This is a genomic window from Pseudomonas sp. MAFF 730105, from assembly GCF_055380705.1.
Map to the genome: position 1 here is coordinate 1,991,781 of NZ_AP018438.1, position 16,842 is coordinate 2,008,622.

Below are 16,842 nucleotides of genomic sequence, written 5' to 3' on the forward strand. Positions count from 1 at the left end.
TTATGCACGGTTATGACTACGGGCTGATCATTGCCTTTTTCGCGCTGGTACTGATCCCGGCTCCATTTCTCGGGCGGTTCTTTTACAAGGTCATGGAAGGGCAGCGCACCTGGCTTTCCCCGGTTCTCGGGCCGCTGGAGCGAGGCTGCTATCGGTTGTCGGGGGTGGATCCGCAGGTCGAGCAGACCTGGCAGAAATACACCCTGGCCTTGCTCGCCTTCAATCTGGCGGGTTTCGTGTTGCTGTTCGCAATTCTCCTGTTGCAAGGGCACTTGCCGCTCAACACCGAGCAACTGCCCGGCATGGAATGGACCCAGGCCTTCAATACGGCCGTCAGTTTCATGACCAACACCAACTGGCAGTCCTACAGCGGTGAAGCGTCCTTGAGCTACCTGAGCCAGATGATTGGCCTCACCGTGCAGAATTTTGTCAGCGCCGCCACCGGCCTGGCTGTGCTGGTGGCGCTGTGTCGCGGGATCGGGCGTAAATCGGCCAGGACCCTCGGCAATTTCTGGGTCGACATGACCCGGGCCACCCTCTACGGACTCTTGCCGTTGTGTCTGTTACTGGCCTTGTTCCTGGTGTGGCAGGGCGTGCCGCAGACGTTTGCGCACTATGTGCACGGCGTGACGATGCAAGGGGCCGACCAGGTGATCCCGCTGGGCCCGGCTGCCAGCCAGATTGCGATCAAGCAATTGGGCACCAACGGCGGCGGTTTCTTCGGCGTCAACTCGGCGCATCCGTTCGAGAACCCGACGGCCTGGAGCAACTTGTTCGAGCTCGCTTCGATCATCCTGATTCCCGCCGCGCTGGTGTTCATGTTCGGCCACTACGTCAAGGATCTGCGGCAGAGTCGGGCGATCATCGCCTGCATGCTCGCGCTTTTCTTGATCGGCGGCGCGACTTCGTTGTGGGCCGAATATCAACCCAATCCGGCATTGGCCGATGCGGCCGTGGAGCAGACCGCGCCGCTGGAAGGCAAGGAGATGCGTTTCGGCACCACCGCCTCGGTGTTGTGGTCGGTGACCACCACGGCGGCGTCCAACGGCTCGGTCAACGCCATGCATGACAGCCTCAACCCCCTCAGCGGCATGGTCGCGCTGGTGAACATGATGGTCGGCGAAGTGATTTTCGGTGGGGTCGGGGCCGGGCTCTACGGGATGTTGCTGAATGTGCTGATCGCGGTGTTCCTGGCCGGCTTGATGATCGGCCGGACCCCGGAATACCTGGGCAAGAAACTGGGCGCCCGGGAAGTGCAGCTGCTGGTGGTAACTCTGCTGGTGATGCCGGTGAGCGTGCTGGTGCTGGGCGCCGTCGCCGCAAGCCTGCCCGGGCCTGGCGCTGCGGTGAGCAACCCTGGCGCTCATGGTTTCAGCCAGTTGCTGTACGCCTACACGTCGGCGGGGGCCAACAACGGTTCGGCATTTGCTGGGTTTGGCGCCAACACGGCGTTCCATAACCTGATGCTGGGGCTGGGCATGTTGATCGGCCGTTTCGGCTACATCCTGCCGGTGCTGGCGTTGGCCGGCAGCCTGGCGCTGAAGAAAACCGCCCCGATTGGCCAGAACAGTTTCCCGACCCACGGCCCGCTGTTCGTGACCTTGCTGACCGTGACCATTTTGCTGGTGGGCGGCCTGACCTTTCTGCCGACCCTGGCCCTGGGCCCGATTGCCGAACACCTGAGCATGGGCTTCTGAGGATCCGATGATGAATATGCCCGCACCCCAAGCGGTTACCACCCAGGCACCGCAAGCTAAAACCGCCATCTCCGCCCTCTGGCGGCCGGCGTTGATACAAGCTTTCGTCAAACTCGATCCGCGCCAGTTGCACCGTGCACCGGTGATGCTGGTGGTGGAGCTGACGGCAGTACTCACCACTGTGCTGTGTTTCATCCCCGACAGTGCCGTGCCGACGTTCGTTGCCGCGCAGATCGCGCTCTGGCTTTGGTTCACCGTGCTGTTCGCCAATTTCGCCGAGGCCCTGGCCGAAGGGCGCGGCAAGGCCCGGGCCGACAGCCTCAAGGCTGGCAGCGAAGGCCTGAGCGCACGTCGCCGGACTGTCAATGGGTTTGAAGTCGTCCCCGCTACCCGTTTGCGCAAGGACGATGTGGTGCGCGTCGAGGCAGGGGAGATGATTCCGGGCGACGGCGAGGTGATCGAAGGCATTGCCGCGGTCAACGAGGCGGCGATCACTGGTGAGTCTGCACCGGTCATTCGTGAGTCCGGCGGTGATCGTTCGGCGGTCACCGGCAACACGCGGTTGGTCTCCGACTGGTTGCTGGTGCGCATTACCAGCAACCCCGGCGAGTCGACCCTGGACCGCATGATCGCCCTTGTCGAAGGCGCCAAGCGGCAGAAGACGCCGAACGAGGTGGCGCTGGATATCTTGTTGATTGGCTTGACCCTGATCTTTCTGTTGGTGGTGGTGACGCTGCAACCGTTCGCCCACTTTGCCAACGGCAGCCTGCCTCTGGTGTTCCTGGTGGCGCTGCTGGTCACGTTGATTCCCACCACCATCGGCGGGTTGCTATCGGCCATCGGCATCGCCGGGATGGATCGGCTGGTTCGCCTGAACGTGATCGCCAAATCCGGTCGCGCGGTGGAAGCGGCGGGGGATGTGCACGTGCTGATGCTGGACAAGACCGGCACCATCACGTTCGGCAATCGTCGTTGTGCAGCGGTTCATGCCGCCCCTGGTGTGAGCATCAAGGCGCTGGCTGAAGGCGCGTTGTTGGCGTCGTTGGCGGACGACACGGCGGAAGGCAAGTCCATTGTGGAATACCTGCGGGCTCTGCATCCGCAGCCCGAGCCTGCCTTGCAATCGCTGACGGCGGTACCGTTCAGCGCTGAAACCCGTTTGTCCGGTGTCGATCATCAGGGGCGGGTATACCGCAAGGGGGCAGTGGATTCGCTGCTGGGTTTTATTGGCCTGCCGCGCAGCCAGTTGCCGTCGATGCTTGCCCAAGAGGTCGACAAGATCGCCCAGAGCGGCGGCACGCCCTTATTGGTGTGCGTGGACGGCAAGCTGCTGGGCGCCATCCATCTCAAGGATGTGGTCAAGCCGGGTATCCGCGAGCGTTTCGCCGAGCTGCGCAAGCTGGGGATTCGTACTGTGATGGTCACTGGCGACAACCCGTTGACCGCCGCCGCGATTGCCGCCGAAGCGGGCGTCGACGACGTGCTGGCCGAGGCCACGCCGGAGAAAAAGCTGGCGCGTATTCGCCATGAGCAGAATGACGGTCGGCTGGTCGCCATGTGCGGCGATGGCGCCAACGACGCTCCGGCCCTGGCCCAGGCCGATGTCGGCATGGCGATGAACGACGGCACGCAAGCGGCGCGGGAGGCGGCCAACATGGTCGACCTCGACAGCGATCCGACCAAGTTGCTGGACGTGGTGCAGATCGGCAAGGAACTGCTGGTCACCCGTGGGGCACTGACCACCTTTTCCATTGCCAATGACGTCGCCAAATACTTCGCGATCCTGCCGGCGTTGTTCGCTTCTATTTATCCACAGCTCGGCGTGTTGAACGTGATGCACCTGAGCAGCCCGCAGAGCGCCATTCTCTCGGCCATTGTGTTCAACGCGCTGATCATCGTGGTGCTGATCCCCTTGGCCCTGCGCGGCGTGCGGGTGCAGGCGGCGAGCGCGGCGGCGCTACTGCGGCGCAACCTGCTGATCTACGGCTTGGGCGGGATCGTGGTGCCGTTCGTGGGGATCAAGGCGATCGATATGTTGTTGACGGCATTGGGGCTGGTTTGAGTCCGTTACTACTGTCTGCTCGCCACAGATGTGTTTTCAACTGAGGATTTTGGAATGTTCAGATTAGTTCGCCCGGCCTTGAGCCTGCTACTCCTGATGACGTTGATCACCGGGGTCGCCTACCCGCTGCTGGTTACGGGCGTGGCGCAAATCGCCTTTCCCGTCCAGGCCAACGGCAGCCTCGTCGAGGGGGCCGACGGCAAAGTGCGCGGCTCACTGCTGATCGCCCAGGATTTCCAGGGGGATGCCTGGTTCCATCCACGTCCCTCGGCCGGCACCTTCGCCACGGTTGCCAGCGGCGCCAGCAACCTTTCCCCGAGCAATCCGGCCCTGGCCACGCGGATAATCGATGATGCCCACACGCTTTTGGTGCCGGGCCAAGGGCCGGTGCCGCTGGCGCTGTTGACCACTTCCGGCAGCGGGCTGGATCCGCACTTGCCACCGGCGGCGATTGCCTATCAACTGGCGCGAGTCGCCGCGGCGCGCAACCTGCCGGTCTCGACCTTGCAGCAGTTGCTCGACACTCACATCGAGCAACCTCTGGTGGGGCCGCCGGTGGTGAATGTGCTGGCGTTGAACCTGGCGCTGGAAAAGCTGTAACCCCCTTGTGGGAGCGAGCCTGCTCGCGATAGCGGTGTATCAGTCACACATCTGCAAGCTGATACATCGTCATCGCGAGCAGGCTCGCTCCCACAAGGACTCCATGGAGCCTGTGAGAATGGGCGTGCCCTCAGTATCTGAAAGCAAGAGAACCACACCATGAGCGACTCCGGCCGCGCCGATGCCCTGTTAGCCAATCTGCCCCGCGCTGGCCGTGGTCGGCTCAAGGTCTTTCTTGGCGCGGCACCGGGTGTTGGCAAGACCTTCGCCATGTTGCAAGCGGCCCACACCCAGTTGCGGCAGAACGTGAAGGTCATCGCCGGTGTGGTAGAGACACACGGTCGAGCCGAAACCGAAGCCTTGCTCGGCGGCCTGGTACAACAGCCTTTGGTGCGCTCCCAGTACCGGGGCGTGATGCTCGAGGAGATGGACCTCGACGGTCTGCTCACCGCCCGGCCAAAGCTGGTGCTGGTGGACGAGCTTGCCCACAGCAATGCCCCCGGCAGTCGCCACGCCAAGCGCTGGCAAGACATTCAAGAGCTGCTTGCTGCCGGCATCGACGTCTACACCACCGTCAATGTGCAGCACCTGGAAAGCCTCAATGACCAGGTGCGCGGCATCACCGGGGTGCAGGTTCGCGAAACGCTGCCGGACTGGGTCCTGCAGGAGGCCGATGAACTGCTGCTGATCGACCTGCCGCCCCGTGAACTGCTGGAGCGCCTGCGCGATGGCAAGGTCTATGTGCCGGAGCAGGCCCGCGCGGCAATCGACGCTTTCTTCACCCAGACCAACCTGACGGCCCTGCGTGAGCTGGCGATGCAGACCGCCGCCGCGCAAGTGGACAACGATCTGGCGCTGGGCTATCGACAACTGGGGCAGGCCGCTCCGGTGGTGCGGGGGCGGTTACTGGTGGGGGTGGACGGCGACGCCCAAGCCGAGCGCCTGGTGCGCCATGCCAGCCGCGTCGCCCAGCGTCGGCATCTGCCGTGGAGCCTGGTGCATGTGGACAACGGTGGCGCCCGGGACGAGGCCTCGCGCCAGCGCCTGCAAAACGCCCAGCAACTGGCGGAACGTCTGGGCGGCGAAGTGGTGTTGTTGCGGGCCGGCGAAGTAGCCAGGACCCTGGTTCAACATGCCATCGAGCGTCGGGCCACTCTGCTCCTGGTAGGGCAGTCCCGACCGCGCCTGCGCAGGCGATGGTTTGGCGGCGGCCTGGCCTCACGCTTGTTGCGCGATGCCAGGGGGCTGGAGATCAATGTACTGGACAGCGATGAACAACTGCGTCCCGCCCGCGTTTATTCAAGCCGCGTCCAGACCGGCTTCGACTACGTGTTGGCGTTGCTGGCGACCGTGGTGGCCAGTGCGTTGGCCTGGGGCATTTCCGGGCTGCTGGCGTTGCCCAATATCTCCCTGGTGTTTCTGATGGCGGTCTTGCTGGTAGCGGTGCGCAGCAGCCTCGGCCCGGCCTTGGCCTGCGCGGCGCTGTCGTTCCTTGCCTACGATTTTCTGTTCATCCCGCCGAACTTTTCCTTCACCATCCAGCGTGAGGAAGATGTGTTGACGTTGGTGTTCTTTCTGCTGATGGCGGCGCTGACCGGCAATCTTGCTGCCCGCCAACGTAGACAGTTGCAGGTGCTGCGCGACACCCAGCAGGAAACCGGCGAATTGCTCGATCTGTCCCGCAAGCTCACGGCTGCCACCGACCGCCAGGCCGTAATCAGTGCCGCCGCGCAGCACTTCAACGGCTGGCACGACTTGCAGCTATGCCTGCTCAATCGAGATGGCCAGAGTGGCTGGAAGGTTGAGACTGCTGAGTCGCTGACGTTCGTCGAGGCCGAACGCGCGGCGGCCGATTGGGCCTGGCAGCACGACCAGCCGGCCGGCGCCGGTACCGGGACACTGCCCCTCGGGCGCTGGTGGTGGTGGCCATTGTCGGTGGAGGGTGGACCGCTGGCGTTGCTGGGCGTGCGTTCGAAAGACGATAGCCCCTTGAGCGGTCAACGTCGGCGCTGGTTGGCGGCCCTCAGTCAGCCGCTGGCCCAGGCGCTGGCCCGGGCGCAGTTGGCGCAGGACCTCGAGGCGGCGCGTCTGCACGGCGAGACCGAGCAACTGCGCAGCGCCTTGCTCGCCTCGGTCTCCCATGATCTGCGCACGCCGCTGACCGCCATGCGTGGCAGCATCGACAGCCTGTTGGCGTTGGGGGAGGCGATCCCGCTGGCGGATCGTCGCGAATTGCTCGAAGGCACCCGCGATGAAGCCGAGCGTCTGGACCGCTACATCCAGAACCTGCTGGACATGACCCGTCTCGGCCACGGCGCCCTGAAACTGGCGCGGGACTGGGTGGCCCCGGCGGATATCGTCGGCAGTGCACTGAATCGTCTGAGGGCGGTGCTGGCGCCGCTGATGGTCAGCGTCGAAGTGCCCGCTCATTTGCCATTGCTGCATGTCCACGCGGCGCTGATCGAACAGGCCCTGGTGAATGTGCTGGAGAATGCCGCGCGTTTTTCGCCGGCTCACGGGCGCCTGCAACTGAGTGCAGGCACGACGGACAGCGAAGTGTTGTTTGCCGTGGCTGATGAAGGGCCGGGGATTCCCGAGCAAGAACGGGAGAAAATCTTCGACATGTTCTACACCGCTGCGCGCGGCGATCGGGGCGGGCAGGGCACGGGGTTGGGGCTGGCGATCTGTCAGGGCATGGTGGGCGCCCATGGTGGGCGGATCAGCGTGGGCGATGGCATCGACGGGCGCGGCACCTGCATCACCCTGCATCTGCCATTGCAGGCACAACCGGACATGGACGATGAAGCTTGAGCCGGGCTGCGTTACTCTCTGCCATTGATTTTCAGTGAACCGAACCCATGAACCAAACCGCGACCCTCCTGGTCATCGATGATGAGCCGCAGATCCGCAAATTCCTGCGCATCAGCCTGGTCTCCCAGGGCTACAAGGTGCTGGAGGCCGGTACAGGGGCCGACGGCCTGGCCCAGGCTGCATTGAACAAGCCTGATCTGCTGGTGCTCGACCTGGGCCTGCCTGACATGGATGGTCAGCAGGTGCTGTGCGAGTTCCGCCAATGGTCGACGGTGCCGGTGCTGGTGCTCTCGGTGCGAGCCAGTGAAGCCCAGAAAGTCGAGGCGCTGGACAACGGCGCCAACGATTACGTGACCAAGCCGTTCGGCATCCAGGAGTTCCTCGCCCGCGTCCGCGCCCTCTTGCGCCAGGCACCGGCAGGCGAGGCCCGGGAAGCGGCGCTGACGTTCGGTCCGCTGACGGTGGACCTGGCCTATCGACGGGTATTGCTGGACGGCGCCGAAGTGGCTCTGACCCGCAAGGAATACGCCGTGCTGGCACAACTGGCGCGGCACCCCGGACGGGTCATCACCCAACAACAGTTGCTCAAGGACATCTGGGGCCCGACCCACACCGAGGACAGTCACTATCTGCGCATCGTGGTCGGCCACCTGCGTCAAAAACTGGCGGACGACCCGACGCGTCCCCGGTTCATTGCGACCGAGGCGGGGGTGGGGTATCGGTTGTTGGGGGAGGGTGGGTTTTAACCTCTCGGTCTTCAGCCAAGCACTGTTGTGGCGAGGGGATTTATCCCCGCTGGGGTGCAAAGCGCCCCCAAACCCGTCGACTCGATAAAGCTGGCAAACCGAGTTGCCTGATTTTAGGGCTGCTTCGCACCCCAACGGGGATAAATCCCCTCGCCACAGGATCAAGGTGTTGCTTCAGCTCTGTTCACTTTCATACCGATCCAGGGTGTCACTGGCAATCTCCCGCCCCAGGGCGATCAACTCCGGCGCCTTGTAGAACTCGAAGAACCGGCACACCCGTTTCGGCACGTTGATCAGTACATCCGGGGGATACCCGGCGATCTTGTATTGGGCCAACGAGGTTTGCATTACCTCGAAACTCTGGTTGATCAAATCCAGCAACGAGGCCGGGCCGACGTTATCGATAATGAACGAACCGGTGGCGGACTTCGGTGCGCCTTCAGTCTCGGGCGCGGCGGCCGGTTGCTGGCCTTCAGGCTCGGCGGATTCGAGCCAGGGGTTGATGTCGGCGGCCTCGGCCTTCAACGCTTCCTGTTCCAGCAGTAACAACTGCTCGGCCTGCTTGCGCCGAAAGGGCAATTTCGACCCCAGGGAACTGATGAGATTGTCGAATCGGCTCCTGAACGCGGCCGGACGTGGGATGACCGGCAGACTGTATTGTCGCTGGTTGGTGGCATTGAGGTTGACTGCGATGATCAGGTCACAGTGACTCGATACTACCGGCACGATCGGCAGCGGATTGAGCAGACCACCATCCACCAGCATGCGATTGCCCTGCATCACTGGCGTGAACAGGCTGGGAATCGCCGCCGAAGCGCGCATTGCCTGATGCAGGCAACCTTCCTGGAACCAGATTTCCTGTTGGTTGGTCAGGTCCGTGGCTACGGCGGTGTAGGGAATGCGCAGGTCTTCGATATTGAGTTCGCCGACGATCTTACGGATCTGTCCGAAGACTTTTTCACCGCGGATCGCACCGAGGCGAAAACTGACATCTACCAGCCGGAGGACGTCGAGGTAATCCAGGCTTTCGATCCAGTTGCGGTAGTCCCTGAGCTTGCCGGCGGCATAGATCCCGCCCACTACAGCGCCCATCGAGCAACCGGCGATGCAGGCAATGTCGTAGCCACGTCGTTCGATTTCCTCGATCACCCCGATATGGGCGTAGCCCCGGGCGCCGCCCGAACCCAATACCAATGCGACACGTTTTGTCATGACCTGGCCTCTTGTCGAACAGACTTCAACAATGCACTGATCGAGGCTCCGGCTCAATCGTTGTGGCATCAGCGTCGTTTTTTGACACGCTGGGGTGACATTTTTGTATGCTCGCCCACACTTGAATTAAGGCGGTCCGGCCAAGGCACTTTTCGCCTTTGCGACCGTCTTACCAGCACGACTGTTTGACCTGACTGAGGTGTAATGATGAAAGCCCGGATCTGCCTGCCCCTAGTAGCATCCCTGATGGTTCTGGCCCTGGCCGGTTGCGCAGGCAAAACAGCTTATCGTGACAGCTGCGGCACCCAGCTTGACGCCGCCTGGCATGAACTGGATCTGGCCAAGGCCGAAGGTTTTGCCGGTACTGTCAGTTACTCCAAGGCGCTGTCGCTGCTGACCGGTGCCAAGACCCAGCAGCAGTTCGAAGCGTTCGAAGGCTGCTCCAGAAAGGCCGAGAAAGCTCGCTTCTACATCCGCGAGTCCCGTGCGGGACGATAAAAGCAGCGGCTGCTATAGACTGTAAGCTGTAAGAGAGCGGCACGACGTGACCCTCACTTGCGGCTTGCAGCTCGCCACTTGAAGCTGCTGTACGGAGTACACCCCCATGATTGATAGGCTGGTGGCCCGGATCGTCGGGCTGGAAGTCCGCCTGCTGGCCTGCCAGGCCCGCTTGAATGCCCATACCGACAGTGAAGCGCTGCATGACCTGCGGACCACGGTTCGCCGTTTGCGCAGCTTGCTCCGCCCATTGCGCGGCTTGCCGGGTGTCGAACAGCTGGAAACAGCCGCTTCGGCGGTTGGAACCCTGACCACGCCGTTGCGTGACCGGGAAGTGCTGGCGGCTTATCTTGAGCTGCACGACAACACCGATGCCGCGCAACGGCGTCGGCTGCAGATGGCCGAGGCCTATCCTGCGGTGGCCGCGAGCCGGGAGTTGGCGCAGCTGTTGATGATCCTCGATGCATTCCCGCGCTTCATTCGCGCGGCCCAGCGTCAGGGGCTGCTCAAGGGATTGCGCAAACGCATTGAAAAGCGCCTGGACAAACAATGGAAACAACTCGGTGAAGCGTTGCGTGATCCGGCCCATGACCGCCACCGGTTGCGGCTGCTGATCAAGCGCGTGCGCTATGCGATCGAAGCCTATCCGGAACTCGATCGCCTGCCGGAAGCGGCCATGCCGCGGCTCAAGTCCGCCCAAGGCGCCCTGGGCGATTGGCACGACTGCTGGCAATGGCTGGCCCAGGCTGAACGGGAACACGACCTGCAACCCTGTGTGCCGGTCTGGCGCACTACCATGAGCGAGGCCGAAGCCAAGGCTGACAAGGTGCTCGATAAGCTGATCGCGAGCTGCTTCGAGAAATCCTGAAAAAACCACCCTCTATCTCCCTGTGGGAGCGAGCCTGCTCGCGATAGCGCCGACTCAGCTTGCCCCATGCTGACCGACCCTCCGCTATCGCGAGCAGGCTCGCTCCCACAATGCTCTGTGCGTTGATTAAAGTGTGGCGGCCTATCTGTCAGCCTCTTTGGCCGGAATGAGCGCTGTGTCGTTTATCCCGGCTGGTTAAGATTCCTTCATCTTTCTCCCATGCTTTCGAGGTTGCCATGCGCTTTTCCGATTTGATCGATGCTGTGCGCCGTCAGCCTGGCGCCGTGACCATCGCACCCGAATGGGGGCAGGGACGCGCCACTTTTGGTGGGCTGGTGGCGGCGCTGCAGTATGAGGCGATGCGCGCACGGGTGCCGGCGGATCGTCCGGTGCGTTCACTGGCGATCACCTTCGTCGGCCCGGTCGAACCGGACGTGCCCGTCAGTTTTGAAGTCGAAGTGCTGCGCGAAGGCAAGGCGGTCAGCCAGGTGCAGGGACGCGCTGTGCAGAACGGCCAGGTGGTGACCGTGGTGCAAGGAAGCTTCGGTGCATCGCGCTCTTCCGTGGTGGCGGTGCAGGCCGACCCTGCGCCTGAGTTCAAAAGCATCGAGCAATGCCAGGAGCTGCCTTATATCAAGGGTGGCACGCCGGAGTTCATGCGGCACCTGGCGATGTGCTGGAGTGTCGGTGGTCTGCCATTCACCGGCAATAAATCCCGCAGCATGGGCGGTTGGGTACGGTTGCGTGGGGATGTAAAGGAAGAGCCGCTCAACGAGGCCCACATCCTCGCGCTGGTGGATGCCTGGCCGCCCGCGTTACTGCCGCACCTGACACAGATGGCGCCGGGTAGCACGCTGACCTGGACCATCGAATTCGTCCAACCGGTGCTGGCGCTCACGACGTTGGACTGGTGCAAGTACCTGGCCGAGATCGAGCACGCCCAGGACGGCTACGGTCACGTCGCTGCGAAGTTCTGGAGCGCCGATGGCCGCCTGATCGCCATGAGCCGGCAGACGGTGACGATTTTCGGCTGATGTATGTGGGCGCTCAATGAGTGTGGCGCAGCAGTCCCAGTGAGGCGAATACAGCGATGATGCCGATGCTGATGTCCGCCAGGTCCAGGTTGAGCGCGCCCGAGATGATCAGCAGCGATGCGATGATGAGCAAGGGCACGGCGATCAGTTGCAACGCCAGATGGGTTGGGTTGAAGGCGTGCCATTGCCAGCCTGCGAGGGTAGGGTGACGTTTGTGCATGATGCTGCTCCTTATGCCTGACATCTGTTGATACAAGAATAGGCATGGCGGGGCAGGGCGGCGAATCGCGGTTGGCTATGGGAGCGATAGATCCGAGTCAGTTCTCGGATGAAGCAATCGCGGGCAAGCCTTGCTCCCACAGGTCCATGTGTCCTTTATGGGATGAAGTTTACCTCTCCACAGGTCCACATTCCCTTTGTGGGGTAGGGCTTGCCTCTCCACAGGTCCACATTCCCTTTGTGGGCTAAGGCTTGCCTCTCCATCGTCCACATTCCTTTGTGGGAGCAAGGCTTGCCCGCGACGGCGGTCTCAGAGTCTGAGCTGCCCGATCGCCTTGCTCAACTCGCCCGCCAGGGTCGCCAGTTCATGGCTGGTCGTGGCCGAGTCCACGGTCTGGCGCACGGTGTTTTCAGTGACGTCGCGAATGCCCACCACCGCCCGGTTCATTTCCTCGGCAACCTGGCTTTGCTGCTCGGCCGCGACGGCGATCTGGGTATTGCTCTCGCGCATCTGGGCCACCGCGTCGGTGATCTGCGCCAATGCCTCGCCGGCCTCGCGGGCCTGTTGTACGCAATCGTCGGCTTTGTAGGAGCTTTCCTGCATGAAGTCCACCGCGTCCTGGGTGCCCGCCTGCAGGGCCGACACCATGGTGGTGATTTCATCTGTTGAGATTTGCACCCGTTTGGCGAGGTTGCGCACCTCGTCGGCTACCACGGCGAAACCCCGGCCCATTTCCCCGGCCCGCGCGGCTTCGATGGCGGCGTTGAGGGCCAGCAGGTTGGTTTGCTCCGCGATGCTGTGAATCACGCTGACCACGCTGTTGATCTTCTGGCTGTCTTCGGCCAGGCGCTGGATCATTTCGGCGGTCTGCTGCACCCCGGAGGAGAGGCCGGTGATTGACTGCTCAACACGATTGACCACATTACGGCCATTGCCGGCCAGGGTGTCGGCGGCTTTCGACAGGTCGCGAGTGGCGCCAGCATGTTGGGCGATGTGATACACCGTGGCGGACATCTCGTTGATCGCCGTCGCTGCCTGATCGGTTTCGCTCTGCTGCCCAAGCATGCCGTGGCGAACCTCGCTCATGCTCGAGGCCAGTCGTGCTGCGCCACTGTCCAGTTGGCGGGCCGTGCTGGCCACGGTATCGACTACCCGTTGATAACCGGCTTGCATGGCATTGAATGCGGCGGCCATCTGGCCCACTTCATCCTTGCAGGCCAGAGGCACGCGGGCGGACAGATCGCCGGTCTTCTCCACATGCAGCATCACGTCCTTCAGGGTGTTGAGCTGGCTCAACAGAAAGCGGATCAACAATTGCGACGCGCCCAGCATGGCCAGCATCAACACGAACACCGCCACGGCGTATTGGCTGAAGCGCTCGCCGAGTACCTGGCTCAGGCTTGCGCCCTGAGCCAGGACGGCGAGTTGTTGGCCGTCGCCGCGTCGGATGACGTCAGCGCCCAGCAACGGCTGATTGCCGACGAGCGGTTTGGAGTCCAGATCGACCCAGCCCTGCGCCTGCGCCAGTGAAGGCAACGACTGACCGTTGAGCGCGGGCGCCTGGCCTTGCTTGAACGCCAGCAGGTTATCGGCCCTGGGCAATGCTTGCTCGGCGGGCCAGGCACTGAGCAGGCGCGCCTGGGCCTGGGCATTCACCCGGGCCGCATCATTGCGGGCCTGTTGTTCAAGCTGCAGTGCATAGAGCACGAGCAGCAAGGTGGTTACAAAGGCGACCGCGTTGACCGCCCAGAATTTGTATTTCAGCGAGATATTGCTAAGCCAGGCACCCATGGAGGTCTTCTCTGATAGCGGAAACAGTTTTGGCAAGGTGCCATTATTTTGCCGCTATCCCGGGAGGTGGAGTGTTGATGTGGGTCAACAGACCTGATGCTAGGAGCCATGGGCTGGCCCGGATTCCCTGTGGGAGCGAGCCTGCTCGCGATAGCGGAGTGTCAGCCACTGACTTGCAAGCTGATTCACTGCTATCGCGAGCAGGCTCGCTCCCGCAAGGGATTTCGGGGGCTCAGGAGATCGTGGGCAGCCCGAAAAACGCCCGCGCACATGCTGTGCTGTGAGCGGCCAGGTCTTCTTGGGTTTCGCCTCGATGCAAGGCGATTTCCCGCAAGACTTCGGTCAGGTAGGCCGGCTCGTTGCGCCCGTTCTTCGGTTTGGGACGCAGGGTGCGGGCAGCAGGTAGGGCGCATCGCTTTCGAGCATCAGCCGGCCGCGGGGGATTTCGCGTACCAACGGGTGCAGATGCGTGCCCCGGCGTTCATCGCAGATCCAGCCGGTGATGCCGATGTGCAGGTCCAGGTCCAGGTAGTTGAACAGCGCCTTTTTCTCACCGGTAAAGCAATGCACCACCGCAGCCGGCAGACGGTCGCGGAAATCCCGCAAAATCTCCAGTAAGCGCTGGTCGGCGTCGCGTTCGTGAAGAAAGACTGGAAGTTGCAGTTCCGCCGCCAGGGCGAGGTGTTCTTCCAGGACTTTCTCCTGTTGTGGGCGAGGGGAGAAGTCCCGGTTGAAATCCAGTCCGCATTCTCCAACGGCACGGACGTGGCTTTGCTTCAGCAGGCCCTTGAGGTGCCGGGCGCTGTCGGCTGTCCAGTCGCTGGCGCTGTGGGGATGGATGCCGGCGGTGGAGAACAGGCGCTCGCCGGTCTCATCCAACTGTTGGCACAGCTCGAGAGCCTGTTCGCTGCCCTCGATGCTGGTGCCGGTCAATACCAGTTGGCAGACCCCTGCTTCATAGGCGCGCTCAAGCACTGCCTGCTGTTTGTCGGCGAAACTGGGGTTGGTCAGGTTGACGCCGATATCGATGAGTTGCATGGTGCTACCTCGGCCCAAAGGCCGGAAAGCATATCAGAGCTGTAGATTTATAAGAAAAGCCAAGAACTACAACGAGTTGAGGCTGTCTGTTGAGGCCATGAGACAGGTCGGGTTGGTATAAACGCCATCACTGTGCCAGTCTTGCGCACTTTTCAGCGCCCCAGGTGCTCTGTTCCTGTCGACCCAAGCCTCTTTATTTCAAGAAGGCGGGTCGCGGTATCCCTTCCGGAGAGTGGATGACACGTCCCCAGGTGTTCTTACTGCTGTGTTGTTCGCTGCTGCTGCCGATGCCGGCGGAGGCGCGGCTGCCCGGGCCGGTGCAGGCGGTGGCACCGGGTACGGTGCGTGACCTGGCGCAGATCCGCAGCAGTCGAGTGCTGAAAGTATTGGTCAACCAGAGCCGCAACAGTTCCGGTGAAGTCCAGGGGCAACCCATCGGCGTCGAATACCACCGGTTGCGGGCGTTCGAACAATACCTTAACGGTCATGCCCGGGATGGCCAGGAAATCACCCTCAAGATCATCCCCAAGGCCAAGGACCAGTTGCTCGGCGCCCTGCAACGCGGAGAGGGCGACCTCGTGGCACCGGGTGAATTGCTCGAGCCCTTGGCCAGTCACGCGGTCAGTGCCAGCGATCCGATTCGCAGTGGCGTGCCCTTGATGCTGGTGGGCATCAAGGGGGAAAAGCGCTACACGCGGGTGGAGCAGTTGTCCGGCAAGACCCTGGCCTTGCCCAACGGCAGTGCGGCGGGGGACGCGGTGGGGCAGATCAACCAGAAGCTGGCTTTGCTCAAGTTATCACCGGTGAAGATCGAATGGGTCGACCCCACCCTGGCGGTCGAGGATGTGCTGGAAATGGTCCAGGGAGGGATTTTCCATCTGACCATTGTCGAGCAACCCATCGCCGAGCGCTGGGGCAAGATCCTGCCCAAGCTGCGCTTCGACCGGCAGTTGCTGATCGGTGAGCCGGATAACGAGCACTGGTTCGTTCGCCGCGACGCCGCCATGCTGCGGGCGAGCATCAACGGCTTCCTGACGACCTACAAGGTACCGTCCAACGAGGACGCTGCATTCCTGCGCATCTATCGTCGTTTGTACCAGGTTCATTATCCGCTGGCCCGGGCCGACCGCCAGCGGCTGGAGAAACTGCGCCCGGTGCTGCAAAAACATGCCGAGGCCCAGGATATGGACTGGCTCAACCTCGCGGCCCTGGCCTTCAAGGAGTCCGCTCTGCAACCCAGCGCCCGCAGCGGTAGCGGTCCCACCGGGCTCATGCAGATCACTCCGGCGGCGGCGCAGCGGGTCGGGGTCGGCAACATTCAGAACCTGGACGCCAATGTCCAGGCCGGCGCCAAGTACCTGGCCATGATCCGCCGCAAGTTTTTTTCCAGCCCCAAGCTCAACGAGCGCGAACGCATGGCCTTTGTATTGGCTGCCTACAACATGGGCCCCGAACGCGTCCAGGGCATGCGTGCCGAGGCCCGGCGGCGTGGACTGAATCCCAACCAGTGGTTTTTCCAGGTTGAACGTATTGCCATGGAGCAGGTAGGAATGGGCGCCGTCAGCTACGTTAATAGTGTGAATAAATACTATCTGGCGTTTGATCGGGAGCGGGAGTCGTTGGAACCGAAGGAACAAAAGGTTGCACTGCGCAAGTGATCGAATAAGTTGATTGGTATGGCGGAGATATTGCGTTTTTAACATGAGCTTTATTGATTAATATAGCGACCAACCCAACCTTCCCAAGGAAATGAACCCATGAGCTCTTTCGTCAACAAAATCCTGTCCACCCGTGCCGGCTACGGCCTGACCGTCCTTCGCATCGCGGTCGGTGTCATTTTTGCGGCTCACGGCTCGCAAAAGCTCTTTGGTCTGTTTGGTGGCTACGGGCTGGCGGGAACCGCGCAGTGGATGGAAAGCATCGGCCTGACACCCGGCTACCTAATGGCCACATTGGCCGGTGGCACCGAGTTTTTCGCCGGGCTGGCCTTGATCGTTGGCCTGCTGGTTCGTCCGGCGGCGTTGGGGTTGGCTTTCCTGTCCCTGGTGGCTATTTTCTCCGTGCACATCGGCAATGGCCTGTTCATGGCCAACAACGGTTATGAGTTTGCCCTGGCGCTGCTGGCCGCGAGCATTGCGGTGTTGATCGAGGGTGCAGGCAAGCTGTCGGTCGATCGCGCCATCGCTGGCTGATCACCGAGTACAACCATCGAAGGCCCGTCTGGTACGGGCCTTTTTTGTGGCTGCAGATTCTTGACACTGGCCC

General features: G+C 62.3%; 13 protein-coding genes and 1 pseudogene. 10 read left to right on the plus strand and 4 right to left on the minus strand.

The features are described from left to right. Window positions 1-2 precede the first annotated feature (2 nt). The 5 genes from kdpA to PCOSP_RS08925 all read left to right on the plus strand — a co-directional run bounded on the left by kdpA (window position 3) and on the right by PCOSP_RS08925 (window position 7,916). Window positions 3-1,697: a potassium-transporting ATPase subunit KdpA gene (gene kdpA, locus PCOSP_RS08905; protein ID WP_464710874.1), complete on the plus strand. Its 1,695-nt coding sequence runs from the start codon at window positions 3-5 to the stop codon at window positions 1,695-1,697. Between the two features lie 10 nt (window positions 1,698-1,707). Beyond that, window positions 1,708-3,759: a potassium-transporting ATPase subunit KdpB gene (kdpB, locus tag PCOSP_RS08910; protein WP_464710875.1), complete on the plus strand. Its 2,052-nt coding sequence runs from the start codon at window positions 1,708-1,710 to the stop codon at window positions 3,757-3,759. A gap of 54 nt (window positions 3,760-3,813) precedes the next feature. After that, window positions 3,814-4,359, plus strand: a complete 546-nt coding sequence (kdpC, locus tag PCOSP_RS08915) for a potassium-transporting ATPase subunit KdpC (RefSeq protein ID WP_139647058.1) — start codon at window positions 3,814-3,816, stop codon at window positions 4,357-4,359. 159 nt (window positions 4,360-4,518) lie between these two features. After that, on the plus strand, window positions 4,519-7,170 hold the full coding sequence (locus tag PCOSP_RS08920; protein WP_464710876.1) for a DUF4118 domain-containing protein: 2,652 nt from the start codon (window positions 4,519-4,521) through the stop codon (window positions 7,168-7,170). Window positions 7,171-7,217: 47 nt separating this feature from the next. Further along, window positions 7,218-7,916, plus strand: coding sequence for a response regulator (locus tag PCOSP_RS08925; RefSeq protein WP_175385968.1), 699 nt, complete (start codon window positions 7,218-7,220; stop codon window positions 7,914-7,916). Between the two features lie 174 nt (window positions 7,917-8,090). Here the strand turns inward: PCOSP_RS08925 and PCOSP_RS08930 are convergent, their stop codons facing one another. Then, complete coding sequence (locus tag PCOSP_RS08930) at window positions 8,091-9,128, minus strand: patatin-like phospholipase family protein (protein ID WP_139647053.1); 1,038 nt, start codon at window positions 9,126-9,128, stop codon at window positions 8,091-8,093. Window positions 9,129-9,335: 207 nt separating this feature from the next. On the opposite strand from PCOSP_RS08930, the gene PCOSP_RS08935 reads away from it, so the two are divergent. From PCOSP_RS08935 to PCOSP_RS08945, 3 genes are all read left to right on the plus strand, one after another. Then, entirely contained in the window at window positions 9,336-9,626 is a 291-nt protein-coding gene (locus PCOSP_RS08935; RefSeq protein WP_024778753.1) for a hypothetical protein, read from the plus strand. A 106-nt stretch (window positions 9,627-9,732) separates the two neighbouring features. Further along, window positions 9,733-10,494 (plus strand): CHAD domain-containing protein, encoded by a 762-nt coding sequence (locus PCOSP_RS08940; protein ID WP_464710878.1) that lies wholly within the window; start codon window positions 9,733-9,735, stop codon window positions 10,492-10,494. Window positions 10,495-10,730: 236 nt separating this feature from the next. Continuing rightward, on the plus strand, window positions 10,731-11,528 hold the full coding sequence (locus PCOSP_RS08945; RefSeq protein WP_139647049.1) for an acyl-CoA thioesterase: 798 nt from the start codon (window positions 10,731-10,733) through the stop codon (window positions 11,526-11,528). Between the two features lie 13 nt (window positions 11,529-11,541). Here PCOSP_RS08945 and PCOSP_RS08950 read toward each other — a convergent pair whose 3' ends face one another. The 3 genes and pseudogenes from PCOSP_RS08950 to PCOSP_RS08960 all read right to left on the minus strand — a co-directional run bounded on the left by PCOSP_RS08950 (window position 11,542) and on the right by PCOSP_RS08960 (window position 14,577). Beyond that, complete coding sequence (locus PCOSP_RS08950) at window positions 11,542-11,748, minus strand: hypothetical protein (RefSeq protein WP_139647047.1); 207 nt, start codon at window positions 11,746-11,748, stop codon at window positions 11,542-11,544. 309 nt (window positions 11,749-12,057) lie between these two features. Beyond that, window positions 12,058-13,539 carry a methyl-accepting chemotaxis protein gene (locus tag PCOSP_RS08955; protein ID WP_139647045.1) on the minus strand — a complete coding sequence of 494 codons (1,482 nt, stop codon included), beginning with the start codon at window positions 13,537-13,539 and terminating at the stop codon, window positions 12,058-12,060. A gap of 232 nt (window positions 13,540-13,771) precedes the next feature. Beyond that, window positions 13,772-14,577, minus strand: a pseudogene (locus PCOSP_RS08960) (TatD family hydrolase). Between the two features lie 236 nt (window positions 14,578-14,813). On the opposite strand from PCOSP_RS08960, the gene PCOSP_RS08965 reads away from it, so the two are divergent. Next, window positions 14,814-16,235: an MltF family protein gene (locus PCOSP_RS08965; RefSeq protein ID WP_139647042.1), complete on the plus strand. Its 1,422-nt coding sequence runs from the start codon at window positions 14,814-14,816 to the stop codon at window positions 16,233-16,235. Between the two features lie 99 nt (window positions 16,236-16,334). After that, window positions 16,335-16,769, plus strand: a complete 435-nt coding sequence (locus PCOSP_RS08970) for a DoxX family protein (RefSeq protein WP_139647040.1) — start codon at window positions 16,335-16,337, stop codon at window positions 16,767-16,769. Window positions 16,770-16,842: the final 73 nt, after the last annotated feature.